Origin of the sequence: Streptomyces rhizoryzae (genome assembly GCF_023155275.1) — a bacterium.
In the GTDB taxonomy this organism is placed as follows: Bacteria; Actinomycetota; Actinomycetes; order Streptomycetales; family Streptomycetaceae; genus Streptomyces; species Streptomyces rhizoryzae.
This window is the reverse complement of record NZ_JALMUV010000024.1, coordinates 13917-34052: the sequence shown is the minus strand read 5'-3', so window position 1 is coordinate 34052 and position 20136 is coordinate 13917. Positions and strand designations below refer to the sequence as shown.

General features: G+C 74.4%; 16 protein-coding genes and 1 tRNA gene. 11 read left to right on the top strand and 6 right to left on the bottom strand.

Annotated features, from left to right (window positions below):
• Positions 1-19: 19 nt before the first annotated feature.
• The 4 genes from MUU72_RS19880 to MUU72_RS19865 all read left to right on the top strand — a co-directional run bounded on the left by MUU72_RS19880 (position 20) and on the right by MUU72_RS19865 (position 5914).
• Positions 20-1666: a carboxyl transferase domain-containing protein gene (locus tag MUU72_RS19880; protein WP_248014674.1), complete on the top strand. Its 1647-nt coding sequence runs from the start codon at positions 20-22 to the stop codon at positions 1664-1666.
• A gap of 83 nt (positions 1667-1749) precedes the next feature.
• Positions 1750-3786 carry an ATP-binding protein gene (locus MUU72_RS19875; RefSeq protein WP_248014673.1) on the top strand — a complete coding sequence of 679 codons (2037 nt, stop codon included), beginning with the start codon at positions 1750-1752 and terminating at the stop codon, positions 3784-3786.
• Complete coding sequence (locus MUU72_RS19870; protein ID WP_248014672.1) at positions 3783-4757, top strand: hydroxymethylglutaryl-CoA lyase; 975 nt, start codon at positions 3783-3785, stop codon at positions 4755-4757. Before MUU72_RS19875 ends, MUU72_RS19870 begins: the two co-directional genes overlap by 4 nt.
• A 2-nt stretch (positions 4758-4759) precedes the next feature.
• The gene (locus MUU72_RS19865; protein ID WP_248014671.1) at positions 4760-5914 is read left to right on the top strand and encodes an acyl-CoA dehydrogenase family protein; all 1155 of its coding nucleotides are present in this window, start codon (positions 4760-4762) and stop codon (positions 5912-5914) included.
• Between the two features lie 252 nt (positions 5915-6166).
• Here the strand turns inward: MUU72_RS19865 and MUU72_RS19860 are convergent, their stop codons facing one another.
• Positions 6167-7768, bottom strand: a complete 1602-nt coding sequence (locus tag MUU72_RS19860) for a beta-N-acetylhexosaminidase (protein WP_248014670.1) — start codon at positions 7766-7768, stop codon at positions 6167-6169.
• 230 nt (positions 7769-7998) lie between these two features.
• Here MUU72_RS19860 and MUU72_RS19855 point away from each other — a divergent pair, with 230 nt between their 5' ends.
• Together MUU72_RS19855 and glmS are read left to right on the top strand one after the other, a co-directional pair.
• Positions 7999-8274, top strand: coding sequence for a hypothetical protein (locus MUU72_RS19855; RefSeq protein ID WP_248014669.1), 276 nt, complete (start codon positions 7999-8001; stop codon positions 8272-8274).
• A gap of 60 nt (positions 8275-8334) precedes the next feature.
• A complete protein-coding gene (gene glmS / locus MUU72_RS19850; RefSeq protein WP_248014722.1) occupies positions 8335-10161 on the top strand; it encodes a glutamine--fructose-6-phosphate transaminase (isomerizing) in 1827 nt (608 codons plus the stop codon).
• Positions 10162-10486: 325 nt separating this feature from the next.
• On the opposite strand, the gene MUU72_RS19845 is transcribed toward glmS, so the two are convergent.
• A complete protein-coding gene (locus MUU72_RS19845) occupies positions 10487-11008 on the bottom strand; it encodes a universal stress protein (protein WP_248014668.1) in 522 nt (173 codons plus the stop codon).
• Positions 11009-12019: 1011 nt separating this feature from the next.
• Here MUU72_RS19845 and MUU72_RS19840 point away from each other — a divergent pair.
• From MUU72_RS19840 to MUU72_RS19830, 3 genes are all read left to right on the top strand, one after another.
• Complete coding sequence (locus MUU72_RS19840) at positions 12020-13276, top strand: GlxA family transcriptional regulator (protein ID WP_248014667.1); 1257 nt, start codon at positions 12020-12022, stop codon at positions 13274-13276.
• Between the two features lie 5 nt (positions 13277-13281).
• The gene (gene orn / locus MUU72_RS19835) at positions 13282-13902 is read left to right on the top strand and encodes an oligoribonuclease (protein WP_248014666.1); all 621 of its coding nucleotides are present in this window, start codon (positions 13282-13284) and stop codon (positions 13900-13902) included.
• Between the two features lie 106 nt (positions 13903-14008).
• Positions 14009-14084, top strand: a tRNA-His gene (locus MUU72_RS19830).
• A 75-nt stretch (positions 14085-14159) separates the two neighbouring features.
• Here the strand turns inward: MUU72_RS19830 and MUU72_RS19825 are convergent.
• On the bottom strand, positions 14160-14810 hold the full coding sequence (locus tag MUU72_RS19825; protein WP_248014665.1) for an NAD(P)-dependent oxidoreductase: 651 nt from the start codon (positions 14808-14810) through the stop codon (positions 14160-14162).
• A 159-nt stretch (positions 14811-14969) separates the two neighbouring features.
• On the opposite strand from MUU72_RS19825, the gene MUU72_RS19820 reads away from it, so the two are divergent.
• Positions 14970-15878 carry a helix-turn-helix transcriptional regulator gene (locus tag MUU72_RS19820; RefSeq protein WP_248014664.1) on the top strand — a complete coding sequence of 303 codons (909 nt, stop codon included), beginning with the start codon at positions 14970-14972 and terminating at the stop codon, positions 15876-15878.
• Between the two features lie 142 nt (positions 15879-16020).
• Here MUU72_RS19820 and MUU72_RS19815 read toward each other — a convergent pair whose 3' ends face one another.
• The 3 genes from MUU72_RS19815 to MUU72_RS19805 all read right to left on the bottom strand — a co-directional run bounded on the left by MUU72_RS19815 (position 16021) and on the right by MUU72_RS19805 (position 19419).
• A complete protein-coding gene (locus MUU72_RS19815; protein WP_372503222.1) occupies positions 16021-17088 on the bottom strand; it encodes a chitinase in 1068 nt (355 codons plus the stop codon).
• A gap of 151 nt (positions 17089-17239) precedes the next feature.
• Positions 17240-18688 carry a sensor histidine kinase gene (locus MUU72_RS19810; protein ID WP_248014721.1) on the bottom strand — a complete coding sequence of 483 codons (1449 nt, stop codon included), beginning with the start codon at positions 18686-18688 and terminating at the stop codon, positions 17240-17242.
• 38 nt (positions 18689-18726) lie between these two features.
• The gene (locus tag MUU72_RS19805) at positions 18727-19419 is read right to left on the bottom strand and encodes a response regulator transcription factor (RefSeq protein WP_248014663.1); all 693 of its coding nucleotides are present in this window, start codon (positions 19417-19419) and stop codon (positions 18727-18729) included.
• 118 nt (positions 19420-19537) lie between these two features.
• On the opposite strand from MUU72_RS19805, the gene MUU72_RS19800 reads away from it, so the two are divergent.
• A complete protein-coding gene (locus MUU72_RS19800) occupies positions 19538-20092 on the top strand; it encodes a hypothetical protein (protein WP_248014662.1) in 555 nt (184 codons plus the stop codon).
• The last annotated feature ends 44 nt before the right edge of the window (positions 20093-20136 follow it).

Below are 20136 nucleotides of genomic sequence, written 5' to 3'. Positions count from 1 at the left end.
CGACCGAGCGAGGGGGCCCATGGCGATGGAGGCCATCGAGCAGGCACCGGTGCTGGCGAGCACCGCAGACCCGGCGTCCGACGCCTGGCGGGCCAACGAGGCCGCGCACCGCGAGCTGGCCGAGCGGCTCCGCGGGAAGCTGGCCGCGGCCCGGCTGGGCGGCGGTGAGAAGGCCCGGGCCCGGCACACCGCCCGCGGCAAACTGCTGCCCCGGGACCGCGTCGACGCGCTGCTGGACCCCGGCTCGCCGTTCCTGGAGCTGGCGCCGCTGGCGGCGGACGGGATGTACGGCGGGGCCGCACCGGCCGCCGGGGTGATCGCCGGCATCGGCCGGGTCAGCGGCCGGGAGACCGTGATCGTCGCCAACGACGCCACCGTCAAGGGCGGCACGTACTACCCGATGACGGTCAAGAAGCACCTGCGCGCCCAGGAGGTCGCGCTGGAGAACCGCCTCCCGTGCCTGTACCTGGTCGACTCCGGCGGCGCGTTCCTGCCGATGCAGGACGAGGTCTTCCCCGACCGCGAGCACTTCGGGCGGATCTTCTACAACCAGGCCCGGATGTCCGCCGCCGGCATCCCGCAGATCGCCGCGGTGCTGGGCTCCTGCACGGCCGGCGGCGCGTACGTCCCGGCGATGAGCGACGAGGCGGTGATCGTCCGGGAGCAGGGCACGATCTTCCTCGGCGGTCCGCCGCTGGTGAAGGCGGCCACCGGCGAGGTGGTCACCGCCGAGGAGCTGGGCGGCGGCGAGGTGCACTCCCGGGTCTCCGGCGTCACCGACCACCTCGCCGAGGACGACGCGCACGCGCTGCGGATCGTCCGCACCCTGGTCTCCACGCTCGGCGACCGCCCGCCGCTGCCCTGGCCCGTCCGGCCCGTCGAGGAGCCCAAGGCCGACCCCGCCGGGCTCTACGGCGCGGTCCCGGTGGACTCCCGCACGCCCTACGACGTCCGCGAGGTGATCGCCCGGATCACCGACGGCTCCCGCTTCGCGGAGTTCAAGGCCGAGTACGGCACCACCCTGGTTACCGGCTTCGCCCACCTCCACGGCCACCCGGTCGGCATCGTCGCCAACAACGGCATCCTGTTCTCCGAATCCGCCCAGAAGGGCGCCCACTTCATCGAGCTGTGCGACCAGCGCGGCATCCCGCTGCTGTTCCTCCAGAACATCTCCGGCTTCATGGTCGGCCGCGACTACGAGGCCGGCGGCATCGCCAAGCACGGCGCCAAGATGGTCACCGCGGTCGCCTGCACCCGCGTCCCCAAGCTGACCGTCGTCATCGGCGGCTCCTACGGGGCGGGCAACTACTCCATGTGCGGCCGGGCCTACTCCCCCCGCTTCCTGTGGATGTGGCCCAACGCCAAGATCTCGGTGATGGGCGGCGAACAGGCCGCGTCGGTCCTGGCCACCGTCAAGCGCGACCAGCTGGAGGCGCGCGGCGAGGAGTGGAGCACGGCGGACGAGGCCGCCTTCAAGGAGCCGATCCGCGCCCAGTACGAGACCCAGGGCAACGCCTACTACGCCACCGCCCGGCTGTGGGACGACGGCGTCATCGACCCGCTGGAGACCCGCGAGGTCCTCGGCCTGGCCCTGACCGCCTGCGCCAACGCCCCGCTGCCCGGACGGGACAGCGACGCGCCGCGCTTCGGCGTCTTCCGGATGTGAGGGCGGACATGACCGATGTGACGGACGCGACGCAAGCGGCGGTCGCGACGGATGCGACGGACGTGACGGACCTGAGAGGACCCATGACCAGCTTCGACCCCGGCCTGTTCGACACCGTCCTGGTCGCCAACCGCGGCGAGATCGCGGTCCGCGTCATCCGGACGCTGCGCGCCCTCGGCATCCGCTCGGTCGCGGTGTACAGCGACGCGGACGCCGGCGCCCGGCACGTGCGGGAGGCCGACACCGCGGTCCGGATCGGCCCGGCGGCGGCCGCCGAGAGCTACCTGTCGATCGAGCGCCTGCTGGACGCCGCCGCCCGCACCGGCGCCCGGGCCGTCCACCCCGGCTACGGCTTCCTCGCCGAGAACGCCGCCTTCGCCCGCGCCTGCGCCGCCGCCGGGCTGGTCTTCATCGGCCCGCCCGCGGACGCCATCGACCTGATGGGCGACAAGATCCGGGCCAAGGAGACGGTCCGCGCGGCCGGCGTCCCGGTCGTCCCCGGCTCCTCCGGCAGCGGCCTGACCGACGCCGAACTGGCCGCCGCGGCCCGGGAGATCGGCATGCCGGTCCTGCTCAAGCCGTCGGCCGGCGGCGGCGGCAAGGGCATGCGCCTGGTCCGGGACGCCGCCCGCCTGGCCGACGAGATCGCCGCCGCCCGCCGCGAGGCCCGCGCGTCCTTCGGGGACGACACCCTGCTGGTGGAGCGGTGGATCGACCGGCCCCGGCACATCGAGATCCAGATCCTGGCCGACGGCCACGGCACCGTCCTCCACCTCGGCGAGCGCGAGTGCTCCCTCCAGCGCCGCCACCAGAAGATCATCGAGGAGGCCCCCTCGGTGCTGCTGGACGAGGCGACCCGCGCCGCGATGGGCGCCGCGGCCGTCCAGGCGGCCCGCTCCTGCGGCTACCGCGGCGCCGGCACCGTGGAGTTCATCGTCCCCGGCAAGGACCCGGCCGGCTACTGCTTCATGGAGATGAACACCCGCCTCCAGGTCGAGCACCCGGTCACCGAGCTGGCGGTCTCCCTCGGTCCGGCCGGCGCCGGCGGCCTGGACCTCGTCGAGTGGCAGGTGCGGATCGCCGCCGGCGAGCGCCTGCCGTTCGCCCAGGAGGACGTCTCCTTCACCGGCCACGCCATCGAGGCCCGGATCTGCGCCGAGGACCCCGCCCGCGACTTCCTGCCGACCGGCGGCACCGTCCGCCTGCTGCGCGAGCCGTCCGGGCACGGGGTGCGCACCGACTCCGGCCTGTCCGAGGGCGCCGAGGTCGGCAGCCGCTACGACCCGATGCTCGCCAAGGTCATCGCGCACGGCCCGGACCGCGCCGGCGCCCTGCGGAAGCTGCGGGCCGCGCTGGCCGCCACGGTCACCCTCGGCGTGCCCACCAACGCCGGCTTCCTGCGCCGCCTGCTGGCCCACCCCGACGTGGTCTCCGGCGACCTGGACACCGGGCTCGTCGAGCGGGTCGCGGCCGACCTGGTGGACGGCACCGTCCCCGAGGAGGTGTACGCCGCGGCCGCCGCGGTCCGCCAGGCGGCCCTGGAGCCCGCGCCGGACGCGGCCGGCTGGCGCGACCCGTTCGCCGCCCCCACCGGCTTCCGGCTCGGCGGCGAGCCCGCCCCGGTCCGCCACTGGCTGCGCGTCCCCGGCCAGGACCCGGTGGCGTACGACGCCCGGCCCGGTACCGCCCCGGAGGACTTCGAGGTCACCGCCGACACGGTCCGGGTCACCGTCGGCGGCGTCCGGCACACCTTCCACCGCGGCGGCGACTGGCTGGGCCGGGACGGCGACGCCTGGCACGTCACCGACCACGACCCGGTCGCCGAGGCGCTGCGCGCGGCGGCCCGGGGGCACGGCGTGGACACTCTCGCCGCCCCGATGCCCGGCACCGTCACCGTCGTCAAGGTCGCCGTCGGCGACGAGGTCGCCGCCGGGCAGGGCCTGCTGGTGGTGGAGGCGATGAAGATGGAGCACGTGATCTCCGCGCCGCACGCCGGGACGGTCACCGAACTCGACGTCACCCCCGGCAGCACGGTCGCCATGGACCAGGTCCTGGCCGTCGTCGCGCCCCACGAGGAGCCCGCGGCGGCCCCCGGCACGCAAGCGGAGGAGACGGCATGACCCCCACCGACGACGCCCCGGCCACCGGGCTCCCCATGACGGTCCCCGCACCGGGCCTGCCCGCCCGCGTACGGATCCACGAGGTCGGCCCGCGCGACGGCCTCCAGAACGAAGCGCGGACGGTCCCCACCGAGGTCAAGGCGGAGTTCATCCGCAAACTGGCCGCCGCCGGCCTCCCGGTGATCGAGGCCACCAGCTTCGTCCACCCCAAGTGGGTCCCCCAACTCGCCGACGCCGAGCAGCTGTTCCCCATGCTGGACGGCCTGGACGCCGAACGGCTGCCGGTGCTGGTGCCCAACGAGAAGGGCCTGGCGCGCGCGCTGGCCCTGGGCGCCCGCCGGATCGCGGTCTTCGGCAGCGCCACCGAGTCGTTCGCCCGGGCCAACCTCAACCGCACCGTCGACGAGGCCCTGGCCATGTTCGAACCGGTCGTCCGCCGCGCCCGCGACGAGGGCCTCCACGTCCGCGGCTACCTCTCCATGTGCTTCGGCGACCCGTGGGAGGGCCCGGTGCCCCTCGCGCAGGTCGTCCGGGTCTGCCGGGCCCTGCTCGACCTCGGCTGCGACGAGCTGAGCCTGGGCGACACCATCGGCGTGGCCACCCCCGGCCACGTCCGCGGCCTGCTCACCGCGCTCAACGACGCGGGCGTGCCCACCTCGCACCTGGGCGTCCACTTCCACGACACCTACGGGCAGGCCCTCGCCAACACCCTCGCCGCGCTCCAGCACGGCGTCACCACCGTCGACGCCTCGGCGGGCGGCCTGGGCGGCTGCCCGTACGCCAAGAGCGCCACCGGCAACCTCGCCACCGAAGACCTCGTGTGGATGCTGCACGGCCTCGGCATCGAGACCGGCGTCGATCTGGCGCGGCTGACCGCGGCCAGCGTCTGGCTGGCCGGGGTCCTGGGCCGCCCCAGTCCCTCGCGCACCGTCCTTGCGCAGATGAATCAGGCACGGCCCCACAAGGAGTGACCATGTCCCTGGACCACCGCCTGCCCGACGAGCTGGAAGAACTCCGGCGCACGGTCGAGGCGTTCGCGCACGACGTCGTCGCCCCGGAGATCGGCGCGTACTACGAGCAGCACGCCTTCCCCTACGACATCGTCCGCCAGATGGGCCAGATGGGCCTGTTCGGCCTGCCGTTCCCCGAGGAGTACGGCGGGATGGGCGGCGACTACCTGGCGCTCGGCATCGCCCTGGAGGAGCTGGCCCGGGTCGACTCCTCGGTGGCCATCACCCTGGAGGCCGGGGTCTCGCTGGGCGCCATGCCGGTCTACCGCTTCGGCACCGAGGAGCAGAAGCGGGAGTGGCTGCCGAAGCTGTGCAGCGGCGAGCTGCTCGGCGCCTTCGGCCTGACCGAGCCGGACGGCGGCTCGGACGCCGGCGCCACCCGCACCACGGCGGTGCGGGACGGCGACGACTGGGTGATCAACGGCAGCAAGTGCTTCATCACCAACTCCGGTACGGACATCACCGGCCTGGTGACGGTCACCGCGGTCACCGGCCGCAAGGCCGACGGCTCCCCGGAGATCTCCGCGATCATCGTGCCGTCCGGCACCCCCGGCTTCACGGTCGCCGCCCCGTACTCCAAGGTCGGCTGGAACGCCTCGGACACCCGCGAGCTGTCCTTCGCCGACGTCCGCGTCCCGGCCGGCAACCTCCTCGGCGCGGAGGGCCGCGGCTACGCGCAGTTCCTCCGCACCCTGGACGAGGGCCGGATCGCCATCGCCGCGCTGGCCACCGGCCTGGCCCAGGGCTGTGTGGACGAATCGGTGAAGTACGCCAAGGAGCGGCACGCCTTCGGCCGCCCCATCGGCGCCAACCAGGCCATCCAGTTCAAGCTCGCCGACATGGAGCTGCGCGCCCACACCTCCCGCCTGGCCTGGCGCGACGCCGCCTCCCGGCTCGTCCACGGCGAACCGTTCAAGAAGGAGGCCGCGCTCGCCAAGCTGTACTCCTCCACCGTCGCGGTCGACAACGCCCGCGAGGCCACCCAGATCCACGGCGGCTACGGCTTCATGAACGAATACCCGGTCGCCCGCATGTGGCGCGACGCCAAGATCCTCGAAATCGGCGAGGGCACCAGCGAGGTCCAACGCATGCTGATCGCCCGCGAACTGGGGTTCTGACCCGCTGCCGGGGAGAGCGCACGGCCAGGGTGCGCCCTCCGGGGGGCGGCACCCCTCGGGGGGACCCGAACGGATCCCGTAGGGGGCCGCAACGCCCCCTGCGGGGCCGCAACGCGGCGCGGACAGCCGGAATTCCCCGGGGCCGCGGCCCCACCGAAGGCCCGCGGCCCCACCACGGGACGGCGGCCGCACCGGGCGACCGGGCCCCACCGGTCCGGCAGCCGCACCCCCGCCCGGCTCACCCCGCCCCGCTCACCCCCCGTCCGGCCACCCCACCCCCGGCGCCCGGTAGTAGTGGATGCCCTGGGCGTCCCAGCGGGGGGCCTGGGCGGCGAGGCGGGTGCGGTAACTGTCCCAGTCGTGGGTACGGGCCGGGGACCAGCCCAGTTCGGCGATGCCGGGGAGCCGGGGGAACGCCATGTACTCCAGGTCCGCCGAGGTCGCCAGGGTCTCCGTCCACAGCGGTGCCTCGACGCCGAGCACCGCGCCGGCCGGCACGCCCGCCAGGTAGCCGCCCGGGTCCCAGTCGTAGGCGCGCCGGACGTCGACGTAGCCCGCCCAGCTCAGGCCGAGCGGGGTGTCCTTGTCGTACTTCATGTCGAGGTAGGCGCGGTCGGCGGGCGAGAGGATCAGCCGGGTGCCGTTCCTCGCGGCGTCGGCGACCTGCTGCCGCTCCTGCGCGCCCGTCCGGTCGTAGCCCCAGTACTGGGCGAGCGCCCCCTTGGCGGGGCGTGCGCCGGTCAGCTGGTGCCAGCCGATGACGGTCTTGCCGTGCTCGGCCACCAGCGGCTGCACCTTGTCCATGAAGGCGACGTAGTCCTCGTGGCTGGTGGAGTGCGCCTCGTCGCCGCCGATGTGGAGGTAGCGCCCGGGGGTGAGCGCCGCGATCTCCCGGATGACGTCCGCGGCGAAGTCGTAGGTGATCTTCTTGGGGACGCACAGCGAGCTGAAGCCGACCTTGGTGCCGGTGTAGAGCGGCGGGGCCTGCCCGTCGCAGTTGAGGTCGGCGTACGAGGCGAGCGCGGCGTTGGTGTGGCCGGGCATGTCGATCTCGGGGACGACGGTGAGGTAGCGGCTCGCGGCGTAGCGGACGATCTCGCGGTAGTCGGCCTTGGTGTAGTGGCCGCCGGGGCCGCCGCCGACCTGGGTGGAGCCGCCGTGGGCGGCCAGCCGCGGCCAGGAGTCGATGGCGATCCGCCAGCCCTGGTCGTCGGACAGGTGCAGGTGCAGGGTGTTGATCTTGTACTGGGCGAGCTGGTCGATGTACCGCTTGACCTGGCCGACGGTGAAGAAGTGCCGGGAGACGTCGAGCATCGCGCCGCGGTAGGCGTAGCGCGGGGTGTCCGCGATCGTGCCGCCGGCGACCCGCCAGGGGCCGGGCTGCCGGCTGTCCTTCTCGACCGCGGCCGGCAGCAGCTGGCGCAGGGTCTGGACGCCGTGGAAGAGGCCGGCCGGGCGGGCGGCGCTGATGGTCACCGCGCGGCCGCCGGAGGTCAGCCGGTAGCCCTCCGGGCCGAGCCCGCGGGTGTCGCGGCCGCCGAGCCGGAAGACGATGCCGTCCGCGCCGCCCCGGGTGGTGACCGGCAGCGGGTAGCCGGTGGCGGGCCGGAGCAGTCCGGCGAGGTAGCCGGCGATGCGGCGGGCCTCGGCGGAGTTGGCCGGCACCCGGATCCGGGTGCCGGCGCCGATCGTGTAGGCGGCGCCGGCCGGGCGGACCGAGGCGGGCGCCGGGATCACCCGGTCCAGCGGGACGGGGGCGGTGGCCGCGGGGCGCTGCTGCGGTACGGCGGCGGTGGTCACCGTCCCGGCGGCGGCGACCAGCAGCAGCGAGAACAGGAGTCGGCTTCGTCTCATGGGCGGTCCCTTCGGCGGGCTTCGGGAGCGGCACGTGCGGCGGCGCGGTCCGCGGGGCGTGCGGCGGGACGCGTGCGGTATGGCGTGGAGCGACCGGACGGTGACCATGCGTACCGCGCGGCCGGGGGCCGGTCAAGGTGCGGACCGGTTTTCCGGGCACGTTCGGCGCGTCCTGCCCGATATCGGGCAGATTTCTTGCACTTCTCCGCGCGGCCCTCCAATATCGACGGGTGCTCGAACGCCGTCCGTCCCACGAGGACCTCATCGACCACCTGGTCCGCAGCACGCCGCTCCAGCGCGGCGAGGCGGCCCGGGTGGTACTGGACGTGCTCGCGTACTTCGACGAGACCACGGAGGGTTTCGTCCGCCGCCGCCACCGCGAACTACAGTCCCAGGGGCTGCGGAACGAGGTGATCTTCGAGCGGATCTCCCACGAGCTGCCGCACCGCGCCGTGTCCCCTCCGTCGCTCTCACTGCGCCAGCTGCGCCGGCTGGTCTACGGCTGACCGGCGCGGACCGGCCGGGACGGCCGGGCACCCGTGAACACCAACGAGAAGGGTCACTATATGTGCGGGATCGTCGGATATATCGGTAAACGCGATGTCGCGCCGCTGCTCCTGGAGGGCCTCCAGCGCCTGGAGTACCGCGGCTACGACTCGGCCGGTATCGCCATCCACGCGAGCGGCACCGGCAAGGCCGCGGGCCTGAAGACCGCCAAGGCCAAGGGCCGGGTGCGGGAGCTGGAGTCCCGGCTGCCGAAGAAGTTCGCGGGCACCACCGGTATCGCGCACACCCGCTGGGCCACCCACGGCGCGCCCACCGACGAGAACGCCCACCCGCACCTGGACGCCTCGGGCAAGGTCGCCGTCGTCCACAACGGCATCATCGACAACGCCGCCGAACTGCGCGCCCGGCTGACCGCGGACGGGGTGGAGTTCGCCTCCGAGACCGACACCGAGGTCCTCGCCCACCTTGTCGGCCGCTCCACCGCCCCGACGCTGGAGGAGAAGGTCCGCGAGGCGCTCCGCCACATCGAGGGCACCTACGGCATCGCGGTGCTGCACGCCGACTTCGCCGACCGCATCGTGGTGGCCCGCAACGGCTCCCCGGTCGTGCTGGGCATCGGCGAGCACGAGATGTTCGTCTCCTCCGACGTCGCCGCGCTGGTCTCGCACACCCGCCAGGTCGTCACCCTCGACGACGGCGAGATGGCCACCCTCAAGGCCGACGACTACCGCACGTACACCACCGAGGGCTCCCGCACGACGGCGACGCCGGAGACCGTCGAGTACGCGGCCGAGTCCTACGACCTGGGCGGCCACGACACCTACATGCACAAGGAGATCTCCGAGCAGGCGGAGGCGGTGGACCGGGCGCTGCGCGGCCGGATCGACGACCGCTTCTCCACCGTGCACCTCGGCGGCCTCAACCTCGACGCCCGCGAGGCGCGCGCGGTGCGCCGGGTGAAGATCCTGGGCTGCGGCACCTCGTACCACGCCGGCCAGATCGGCGCCCAGATGATCGAGGAGCTGGCGCGCATCCCCTCGGACGCCGAGCCGGCCTCCGAGTTCCGCTACCGCAACCCGGTCGTGGACCCCGACACCCTCTACGTCGCGGTCTCCCAGTCCGGTGAGACCTACGACGTGCTGGCCGCCGTCCAGGAGCTCAAGCGCAAGGGCGCCCGGGTGCTGGGCCTGGTCAACGTGGTCGGCTCGGCGATCGCCCGGGAGACCGACGGCGGCATCTACGTGCACGCCGGCCCGGAGGTCTGCGTGGTCTCCACCAAGTGCTTCACCAACATGGTGGTCTCCTTCGCGCTGCTGGCCCTGCACCTGGGCCGGATCCGCGACCTGTCCGTGGCGGACGGCAAGCGGATCATCGAGGGCCTGCGGAAGCTGCCCGGCCAGATCGACGAGATCCTCAAGGGCGAGGAGCAGATCAAGGAGCTGTCGGCGCAGTACGCCGACGCGCGGTCGATGATGTTCATCGGCCGGGTCCGGGGCTACCCGGTGGCCCGCGAGGCGTCCCTGAAGCTCAAGGAGGTCTCCTACATCCACGCCGAGGCGTACCCGGCCTCGGAGCTCAAGCACGGCCCGCTGGCGCTCATCGAGCCCGCGATGCCGACGGTCGCGATCGTGCCCGACGACGACCTGCTGGAGAAGAACCGCGCCGCGCTGGAGGAGATCAAGGCCCGCAGCGGCCGGATCCTCGCCGTCGCGCACCAGGAGCAGGAGAAGGCCGACCACACCATCGTGGTGCCGAAGAACGAGCCCGAGCTGGACCCGATCCTGATGGGCATCCCGCTCCAGCTGCTGGCGTACCACACCGCGCTGGCCCTGGGCCGGGACATCGACAAGCCCCGCAACCTCGCCAAGTCGGTGACGGTGGAGTAGGCGCACCGCCCCGGGCGCGAAAGGGCGCCGGCTCCGCGTGCGTGCCACCGTACGCGCGCGGAGCCGGCGCCTCCCCTTTGCCGGCGTCGCCCATCACGCCGGCGGAATGCCACCGTCGCGGGACCCGTCACTTCCCGGCCGGCAGCACGCCGTGGTGACCGTTTTCTACCCGTCACACGCACACAACCAACCTCCGGGGAGCAACCGGACGGCCCACTGCCCACAATCCCCATGACGCCCCCTCAACTGTGGAGACGGCGCGGAGAGCCGATCAACGCGGCGCGGGCGGCGGGTACTTGAGCGAGCGGGCCGGGCGGCGGGCCGGTCAGGGAATGACCATGACGGGCCGCTGCGCCCGCCGGGCGAGCCGGCCGGCCACCGAGCCGAAGATCCGGCCGACGATGCCGTGGGTGGAGCCGACGACGATGGCGTCGGCCTCGTACTCCCGGCCGACCTCTTCGAGTTCGTGGCAGATGTCGCCGCCGCGCTCGACGAGGATCCAGGGCACCTCCGCGAGGTGGTCGGCGCAGGCCAGCTCCAGGCCGAGGACCTCGGTGCGGTGATCGGGGACGTCCACGAAGACGGGGGGCTCGCAGCCCGCCCAGACCGTGGTGGGCAGCCGGTTGGCCACGTGGACGATGATCAGGCCGGTGCCGTGGCGCCGCGCCATACCGATTGCATACGCCAACGCGCGTTCGCTCGACAGGGAGCCGTCGAAGCCGACCACGACGCCGTGCCGGAAGGCGGGATCGCAGGAGTGGCGCTTCTGTTCCGCCGCCTGGAGGTCCGCCATCGGATCGGCGACCTGCTTGCGGTCCGCGGGTTCGGGGATTTCGTGACCGGCCATGGGTGTCTCGGCGAGAACGTCCTCTTGCGGAGGGGCGAACGGGGAACGGCGATTGACTTGATCCGGCAGTTGACTGGGGGCTCGATCAAGGAGCGGCAGCCATAGTTCAAAGGGGAACGATACGTCTGGGAATCATCTTCCCAAGTCGATACCCCAAGAGTACGGCGCTACTCCTCCACGGCCCAGGGCACGCAACGGCCACCGGGCGCCCCGCACGGGGCGGTCCGGGGCCGCAAGCGTTCCCCGGAGCATGCCGGAGCGTGGCGCGGATGGCAATGCCCCGTCATGCCCCTGTACGTACCCCATCGGCGCGCGGGAGCCGCCCCCGGCATGCCGCACCCGCCCGTCCGCGGGGGCCGGCGGGGCCCCGGCACCGCCCCGCGGATCACCCGACCCGGTGCTCGCCACCGCGGGCCGCGACCCCCGCCCGGCACCCCGGCGCCCGCGGCACCGATCACCGGCGGGGCGCTCCGGCCCCCGGCGGCCGGCCCCGCCGCCACCGCCCGCCGGGCCCCCCGCGCACCAGGGCGGCGGGAGCGCACCGAGGGGCGCCGCGGACGGTTGCCGCAGGCACCGTTCCCGGCCGGAACAAAAGCGGACGTACAGGGACGGGAGCGCAAGGGGGCGGACGGCACGACGAAAGGCGTACGCCGGTCGATGGAGGCGCTCGCAAGTCTGCGCACGACCGTTTTCGGCCAACTTCCGGCGGTGTCCCGATCCTTGCCCCCGACCCCCCACAACCCCGGCGTGAGCTGGGAGGAAAGGACCGCTCGGCATGGTTGTGTCCTACTGCGAACGGGCAGAGCCGAGACGCGTACTTCCCATGCAGGCCCGACGAGTGGAACGCTTCGTGATCGAATGCTTCGCGCCAAGTTGCCATATCGACATACCAGCGGGTGGTGAACTTGGCACTCCATCCTCACGGGACACAGTAGATTCGATCTTGGTAGCTACGGCGGGGGAACTGTGCAGGACCGAGAGGGCGAGACGACCGAGGGGGGCTTAAGTGCCATGAGCCAGGACTCCGCTGCCGTACCAGATGCCGCACGCAAGCTCGCCGCCCGACGGCGCCGCGAAATAGTCGCGGTGCTCCTCTTCAGCGGCGGCCCCATTTTCGAGAGCTCCATTCCGCTCTCGGTCTTCGGCATCGACCGACAGGACGCCGGCGTTCCGCGGTACCGGCTTCTTGTGTGCGCGGGCGAAGATGCGCCTTTGCGCACGACCGGGGGGCTCGAACTGTCGGCCCCCTACGGGCTGGAGGCGATCTCCCGCGCCGGGACGGTCGTCGTACCGGCCTGGCGCTCCATCACCCAGGCCCCGCCGCCCGCGGCGCTCGACGCGCTGCGCCGCGCGCACGAGGAAGGGGCCAGGATCGTCGGGCTGTGCACGGGGGCGTTCGTCCTCGCCGCGGCCGGACTGCTCGACGGCCGCCCGGCCACCACCCACTGGATGTACGCGCCGACGCTCGCCAAGCGCTACCCGTCCGTCCACGTGGACCCGCGCGAGCTCTTCGTCGACGACGGCGACGTGCTCACCTCCGCCGGCACCGCCGCCGGGATCGACCTGTGCCTGCACATCGTGCGCACCGACCACGGCGCCGACGCGGCCAACGCGCTCGCCCGCCGGCTGGTCGTCCCGCCCCGGCGGACCGCGTCCGACCTCGGGCACCAGCGCTACCTGGACAGGTCATTACCGGAGGAGATCGGCGCCGACCCGCTGGCCGAGGTCGTCGCCTGGGCGCTGGAGCACCTCCACGAGCAGTTCGACGTGGAGACGCTCGCCGCCCGCGCGTACATGAGCCGGCGCACCTTCGACCGGCGGTTCCGCTCCCTGACGGGCAGCGCTCCGCTCCAGTGGCTGATCACCCAGCGGGTCCTCCAGGCCCAGCGGCTGCTGGAGACCTCGGACTACTCGGTGGACGAGGTCGCCGGGCGCTGCGGGTTCCGCTCGCCGGTCGCGCTGCGCGGGCACTTCCGGCGGCAGCTGGGCGCCTCGCCCGCGGCCTACCGGGCGGCCTACCGCGCCCGCCGGCCCCAGGGCGGCGCCCCCGAGCCCGCGCTGCGGCCCGAGCGTCCCGAGCGCGAGCGGGCGGCGCCGGTCGGCGACCGCTTCTCGGCGGCCGCGCTGGGCGGCCACGGGCTGGCCGACCCGTCCGATGCGGGCAAGCCGCAGCCGGAGGGGTACGCCGCGCGGCTGGCGGAGACGCCGGTCGGCCGAGGGGCCGGCCGCCCCGTGCTGCCCGGCCAGCGGGAGCGCCCCGTAGGGTGAGACGTATGAACGATCGCATGGTGTGGATCGACTGCGAGATGACCGGACTCTCGCTGGCGAGTGACGCGCTTATCGAGGTGGCCGCCCTGGTCACCGACTCGGAGCTGAACGTGCTGGGTGACGGGGTGGATGTGGTGATCCGTCCCCCGGCCGAGGCGCTGACCACCATGCCGGAGGTGGTGCGGCAGATGCACACCGCCTCCGGGCTGCTGGCCGAGCTGGACACCGGGACGACGCTGGAGGCGGCCGAGGCACAGGTGCTGGAGTACATCCGGCAGCACGTGCCGGAGCCGGGGAAGGCGCCGCTGTGCGGAAACTCCGTCGGGACCGACCGCGGCTTCCTGCTGCGCGACATGCCGACGCTGGAGAGCTATCTGCACTACCGGATCGTCGACGTGTCGTCCGTGAAGGAGCTCGCCCGGCGCTGGTTCCCGCGGGCGTACTTCAACAGCCCGGACAAGAACGGCAACCACCGGGCGCTGGCCGATATCCGGGAATCCATCGCGGAGTTGCGCTACTACCGGGAGGCCGTGTTCGTGCCCCAGCCGGGGCCGGACTCGGACACCGCGAAGGCCATCGCGGCCAAGCACCAGCTGCCCGCCGAGCCGGAGGCGGCGGCGCAGTGACGCAGCTCGCTCCCGGGGACACGAAACCTGGGAGCGAGCACCCCTCGGGAACCTGTACACTTTTTCTCAGCCGGTGGGGAAAAAGAACCACACAGCACCGGTCTTGGTGGGTATAGCTCAGCTGGTAGAGCACCTGGTTGTGGTCCAGGATGTCGCGGGTTCGAGTCCCGTTACTCACCCCACTGACGAGGCCCCCGATCTTCGGATCGGGGGCCTCGGGTGTTTTCCGGGGACGGCCGCGGGGGCGGCGCCCGGGATCAGTAGCCGACGGTGAAGCGTTCGCCGATGTGCCGGGGCTGCTCGATCTCGTCGAGGACCGCGACCGCGTAGTCCTCGGCGGAGATCCGGCTGCTGCCGTCGTCGGCGACGACCAGGTCCTCCAGGGCGGTGCGGTAGGTGCCGGTGCGCTCGCCGGGGGCGATGGAGGCGGCCGGGCTGAGGTTGGTCCAGCGGATGTCGGAGACGGTGCGGTAGAAGTCCAGCGCGTCGCCGTGCGCGTGCATGATCTGGAGCAGCGGGACGGGCAGGCCCTCGGCGTCCCAGACCTGGGTGCCGTCGGGCTTGCGGAGCGAGCCGGCGCCGCCGACCGCGATCAGGCGGGGCGCGCCCGCGCCGAGCAGCCGCAGACCGGCGACCAGCGCGTCGGCGGCCGGGCGGATGGTGGCGATGTGGCCCGGGCCGTCACCGCCGCCGACCGCGCTGACCACCACGTCCTGGCCCTTGGCGACCTCGGCGACGGACTCCGGGTCGAGGACGTCACCGGTGACCACGGTGAGGTTCGGATCGCTCGCGGTGAGCTTGGCGGGGTCGCGGACGACCGCGGTGACCTGGTGGCCGCGGCGCAGCGCCTCACCGAGGATGCGGCTGCCGATGGTGCCGGTGGCCCCGAAGAGCGCGATCTTGGACATGGTGGGTTTCTCCCGGTGGTTGGTGGGGCGAGGTGCACCCGTGCGGAGCGCGTACTTGCGGTCGCCGGGTCCGGCTGCCGTTTTCCGCCATCAGCCGTGCTGATGTCTCCTACGCTAGGGGTATCAGCGGCACATTCCGGGGTAGCGAGGCGACGGGTCATGGTGAAAAAGCGACAGGACCCCCGAGAGGACGCAGGGGTGATCCGGGCAGTGCCGTTCGCCGCGCCGGCCGGGCGGCCCGCCGGGGTGGAGGTGCTGACCCTCGCCGAGCTGCGGGAGCGCGCGGAAGCCTGCCGGCTGGCGGCGCCGCACCGGCCCGACTTCCACCACCTGCTGCTGCTGGACCGGGGGCGCCTGGTGCACTGCGTCGACTTCCGGGAGCACCCACTGGCGCCGGGCGATCTGCTGTGGTCGCGGCCGGGGCAGGTCCAGCACTTCGGGGACCTGGCGGAGGCGGAGGGGCGGCTGGTGCTCTTCGAGTCCGGGTTCCTGGATCCGGCGACCGCGGCCGCGGCCCGGATCGAGGACTGGTACGGGCCGGCCGTCCGGCGTCCGCGGGGCGCGGCGGCCCGGGCGCTGGACGAGGCGCTGGGGCAGCTGCACCGGGAGTTCTCGGCGCTGGGCGGGCTGCCGCTGGAGGTCCATCTGGAGGTGCTGCGCCACCTGCTGGCGGTCCTGGTGCTGCGGGCGGCGCATCCGGACGGGGTGGCGGACGGGCCGGGGGCGGCGGCGTGCGAGGCGGGCGAGACGTACCTGCGGTTCCGGGACGCGGTGGAGCGGGGGTTCACCCGCAGCCGGCGGGTCGCCGACTACGCCCGGGCGCTGGGGTACGCGCCGCGGACCCTCTCGCGGGCCACCGAGGCGGCGGCCGGGGTCGGCGCGAAGGAGTTCATCGACCGGCGGGTGGTGCTGGAGGCCAAGCGGCTGCTGGCGCACGGCGACCAGCCGGCGGCGCGGATCGCGGACCGGCTGGGGTTCGCGGACGCCACCAACTTCACCAAGTTCTTCCAGCGGCAGGCCGGCCTCACGCCGATCGCGTTCCGGGCCGCGGTCCGCGGCGGGTCCTGACCGGCACCGTCCGCCAACGGCGTTGCCGCACAAGGGGGTTGGCGGGTGAGGGAGTTGGCGGGGCGCGGCGTGTGGGGGTGGGGGTCGCCGCGCCCCGCCTGCGGAGCGGTCCGGGACGGGGACCCGGACCGGTGGGGGGTGGTCAGCCGGTATAGGCGCCGAGCGCCGTGGTGAAGGCCAGCGGGGCCTGGTCGACGGAGCTGCACGTCGGCCGGGCGGTGGGGGCCGGCCCGCCCGGGCAGGGCCGGTCGCGGGTGGCGGACCACATCGACAGCCCGGCCAGGTGCTTGGTGCGGGCGAAGTGCACCAGGGCGGTGGCGTCGGCGGGCCGGAAGACCTCGCCGGCCACGTCGTTGACGCCGATCATCGGGGTGACCGAGACGGTCCGCCAGGCGTCCGCGTCGCCGAGGCCGAGGGTCTTCCTGAGCTGGGCCTGGGTGGCGGTGGCGGCCCGGACGGCGTAGGTGCCCATGGCGCCGCGGTAGGAGGAGCCGTAGTCCATCGCCATGATGTTGACGGTGGAGATCCGGACGCCGTGCCGCCGGGCGTCGGCGAGGAGGCGCACGCCGTCCGGGGTGAGGCCCTCGGGCATCACCGGCAGGGTGAAGGAGACGTCCAGGCCCGGGTGCTGCTTCTGGAGCCGGGCGACGGCCTGGGCGCAGCGGGTGGTGGTGGCGGCGTCGGGCAGCGCGCCGCCCTCGATGTCGAAGTCCACCGCGGTGAGCGCGAAGCGGTCGACCACCGTGCCGTAGGCGGCGGCCAGTTCGGCGGCGGAGGAGCAGGCGGCGGCCAGTTCGGTGCCGTTCGCGCCGCCGAAGGAGACCCGGACGTCGCCGCCGGCCTTGCGCAGCGCCGGTATCTGCCGGGCCACCGCATCGCCGCCGAGGTCGCCGGTGCCGCCCCACCGGGGCACGCAGCCGCCGCCCGAGGTGACGAAGGCGAGGGTGACGTGCTTGACCCCGGTGGCGCGCGCGGTGCCGGCCAGGTCGTAGGCGGGGGTGAGGGAGGTGTCGACGTACGGGGCGAAGCGGGGGTGGGCGGCGCGGGGGGCGGGGGCGGTGTGCGGGGCCCTGGTGGCGTGCGGGGCCCTGGTGGCGTGCGCGGAGCCGGCGGCGGCGACCGCCCCGGCGGCCGCCAGCGCGCCGGCCAGCGCGGCCGCGGTCAGCTTGGCGGTGCGGCCCGGCCGGCGCCGGTGTGCGGCGTTGCTCATCTCTGCCTGCCTGTTCGTCGCATGGGGGTGGGGCGCACCGTGGGGGGTGGTGGCGCGTCCCGCACGCTAGCGGCAGCGAAACGGACAAACGGCGTTTACGGTACGGGGGTTGGCGGAATTATGGCCGCCTTAAGGAAGCGGAAGGGAGCGGTTAAGAGCCGCCGGCCGGCCGCCGCCGGCCCCGGGCGGCCCGGATGCGGCCGCGCAGCCGGCGCCGCAGCCGGTGGCCGCGCCGCGCCCCCCGGGCGGCCCGCCGCCCGCCGAGCGCCAGCCACACCCGGACCTCGGTGCCGCCCAGCACGGACCGGCCGATGCGGACGTCGCCGCCGGTGGACTCGGCCAGCCGCCGGACGATGTCCAGCCCCAGGCCGGTGGAGCCGCCCCGGTCCGCCGGGCGCTGCCCCCGGCCGCCGGACCAGCCGCGGCGCAGGGCGGCGACCGGGTCGGCGATGCCCGGCCCGGCGTCCGAGACCAGCACGATCACCGCGTCGTCGGCGTGGTGGACGTCCACGGCGAACGCGGTGCCCTCGGGGGTGTGCCGGAAGACGTTGCCGAGCAGCGCGTCCAGGGCCGCGGCGAGGTCGGGGCGGGCGACCGGCACCCGGGCCGGGCGGTCCGCGCCGGCGACCCGGGCGGCCCGGCCCTCGTCCTCGGCGAGCGCGGACCAGAACGCCATCCGCTCGCGGATCACTTCGGCCGCGTCGCAGCCGGCCGCGGCGGCGGCCGGTGCGGTCTGCGCGGTGTGCGCGCGCTGGGCGCGGGCGGTGCGGATGATCTGGTCGACCTCCCCTTCCAGCTGTTCGACGGCGGTGCGGGTCTGCTCGGCGGCCGGGCCGTCGCCGAGCGAGGCGGCGTTGAGCCGCAGCACCGTCAGCGGGGTGCGCAGCCGGTGCGAGAGGTCGGCGGCCAGCTCCCGCTCGTTGGCCAGCAGCTGGACGACCCGGTCGGCCATGGAGTTGAACGCGGAGGCCGCCGAGCGCAGTTCGGCCGGACCGTCCTCCCGGACCCGGACGCCGAGGTCGCCGCGGCCCAGGTCGTGGGCGGCGGCGGCCAGGTGCTGGGCCGGGCGCACCAGCCTGGTGCCGAGCCGGTCGGCGACCGCGACCGACCCGATGACCAGCGCCAGGCCGACGCCGGCCAGCACCGCCCAGGAGGCGGCGACGCCGGCGGTGAGCGCGTCGTCGGGCACGTAGACCTCGACCACCGCGATACCGGAGGCGACCGCGGTGGGCTGGAGCAGCGCCGTGCCGCCGGGGACCTGGGCGATGGCGGCGCGGCCGAGCCGGGCGGCGGCGGCGACATCGGCCGGTGCGGCCCGGCGGGCGCCGACCCCGGCCGGCCCGCCGCCGGGCCCGCCCGCCGGGACGTGGATCCCGATCCGGCCGCCGGGGCCGGTCTCGGCGCTGGCCAGGGCCCGTTCCAGCTGGGTGCGGTCGGTGGTGATGGCGAGCACCGGGCCGAGCGCGGCGGCCTGCCGTTCGGCGCCTCCGTAGGCGCGGTCGGACGCCAGCTCCTTGACGACCAGGCCCAGCGGGACCGCGAACGCCACGGCAACCATCGTGGTGACCGCCAGGGCCACCTTGACCAGCGCCCAGCGCAGCGTCTCCGCCGGCGCGGCGGCCGCCCGCCGCGGCCGGATCACCGCGGCGGCTCCAGCTTCACGCCCACGCCGCGCAGGGTGTGCAGGTAGCGGGGGCGGGCGGCGGTCTCGCCCAGTTTGCGGCGCAGCCAGGACAGGTGGACGTCGATGGTCTGGTCGTCGCCGTAGGACTGCTGCCAGACCTCGGCGAGGAGCTCGCGGCGGGCCACGACCACGCCGGGGCGCTGGGCGAGGAAGGCCAGCAGGTCGAACTCGCGGCGGGTCAGGTCCAGCGCGGCGCCGTCGAGTTCGGCCCGGCGGCGCAGCGGATCGATGGCGAGCCCGCCGACCCGGATCACTCGTGAGGGCGGTTCTGCGCCGGGGGCCGCGCCCCGGGCCCGGCGCAGCACGGCCGCCATCCGGGCCGACAGGTGCTCGACGGAGAACGGCTTGGTGAGGTAGTCGTCGGCGCCGTCGTTCAGCAGCCGGACGATCTCCGCCTCGTCGTCCCGCGCGGTGGCGATGATCACCGGGACGTCGGTGACGCCGCGCAGCATCTTCAGCGCCTCCCCGCCGTCCAGATCGGGCAGCCCCAGGTCCAGCACCACCACGTCGAAGCCGACCTGCGCCACCTCGCGCAGCGCCGCCAGGGCGGTCCCGACGCTGCGCACCGCGTGGCCGGCCTCGGTCAGGTGCCGGATGAGCGCGGAGCGTACGAACTGGTCGTCCTCGACGACGAGCACACGTGCCATGGGCGGCACCGTACGCCATCCGGGCGAGTCCCCCGGCGCACGGTTGACGTCCCGGCGGGCCCGGTGCCGGCACCGGACGGTCTGCCACCGGCCCGGCGGGTGCGGCAAGATGACGCAGATGCAACGAGGTCTGGTTCATGCGGCGGCCTGGACGCTGGCGACCGGCGCCGCCGTCGCCCTGTCGTGGTTCGGCGTGCACACCGTGCTCTCCGGCACGGCGTACGACGCGCCCCGCGCGCTGCCCCTGTCCGACCAGGTGGCCGCCTCCGCCCTGCCGCAGGTCTCCTCCACCCACCGGCCCCGGCCCACCGCCCCGGCCGGTGCGGCCCCCTCCTTCGCCGCCCCCTCCGACCCGCCCCGGACCACGCCCCCGTCCCGCGCCCCGCGCACCGCCCCGCCCACCCCGTCCGCCGGCCCCGACGACGGCGGCGGCCCGTCCGCCACCGGCCGGGTCCGCAGCTACGTCACGGCCGGGGGCCGGGTGGTGCTCTCGCTGGGTCCCGGCGCCGCGGAACTGGTCTCGGCGACGCCCAACGCGGGCTGGGAGATGCAGGTGTGGAAGCAGGACCAGTGGCTGCGGGTGGACTTCACCGGCGGCGGGGCGCACACCTCGGTGATCTGCACCTGGAACGGCCACCCGCCGTTCGTGGAGACCCTCAACCACGCGACGTAGCCGCGGAGTTGACGCGCGCGACGGAACGGGACGGGCCCGCGGGC

What these genes read in the sequence shown, in the direction of transcription:
- MUU72_RS19870 (WP_248014672.1), top strand. Translation starts at nt 3,783, where the DNA reads ATGACCCCCACCGACGACGCCCCGGCCACCGGGCTCCCCATGACGGTC.
- MUU72_RS19865 (WP_248014671.1), top strand. Translation starts at nt 4,760, where the DNA reads ATGTCCCTGGACCACCGCCTGCCCGACGAGCTGGAAGAACTCCGGCGC.
- MUU72_RS19875 (WP_248014673.1), top strand. Translation starts at nt 1,750, where the DNA reads ATGACCAGCTTCGACCCCGGCCTGTTCGACACCGTCCTGGTCGCCAAC.
- glmS (WP_248014722.1), top strand. Translation starts at nt 8,335, where the DNA reads ATGTGCGGGATCGTCGGATATATCGGTAAACGCGATGTCGCGCCGCTG.
- MUU72_RS19825 (WP_248014665.1), bottom strand. Translation starts at nt 14,810, where the DNA reads ATGTCCAAGATCGCGCTCTTCGGGGCCACCGGCACCATCGGCAGCCGC.
- MUU72_RS19840 (WP_248014667.1), top strand. Translation starts at nt 12,020, where the DNA reads ATGAGCCAGGACTCCGCTGCCGTACCAGATGCCGCACGCAAGCTCGCC.
- MUU72_RS19860 (WP_248014670.1), bottom strand. Translation starts at nt 7,768, where the DNA reads ATGAGACGAAGCCGACTCCTGTTCTCGCTGCTGCTGGTCGCCGCCGCC.
- orn (WP_248014666.1), top strand. Translation starts at nt 13,282, where the DNA reads ATGAACGATCGCATGGTGTGGATCGACTGCGAGATGACCGGACTCTCG.
- MUU72_RS19880 (WP_248014674.1), top strand. Translation starts at nt 20, where the DNA reads ATGGCGATGGAGGCCATCGAGCAGGCACCGGTGCTGGCGAGCACCGCA.
- MUU72_RS19845 (WP_248014668.1), bottom strand. Translation starts at nt 11,008, where the DNA reads ATGGCCGGTCACGAAATCCCCGAACCCGCGGACCGCAAGCAGGTCGCC.
- MUU72_RS19815 (WP_372503222.1), bottom strand. Translation starts at nt 17,088, where the DNA reads ATGAGCAACGCCGCACACCGGCGCCGGCCGGGCCGCACCGCCAAGCTG.
- MUU72_RS19820 (WP_248014664.1), top strand. Translation starts at nt 14,970, where the DNA reads ATGGTGAAAAAGCGACAGGACCCCCGAGAGGACGCAGGGGTGATCCGG.
- MUU72_RS19800 (WP_248014662.1), top strand. Translation starts at nt 19,538, where the DNA reads ATGCAACGAGGTCTGGTTCATGCGGCGGCCTGGACGCTGGCGACCGGC.
- MUU72_RS19805 (WP_248014663.1), bottom strand. Translation starts at nt 19,419, where the DNA reads ATGGCACGTGTGCTCGTCGTCGAGGACGACCAGTTCGTACGCTCCGCG.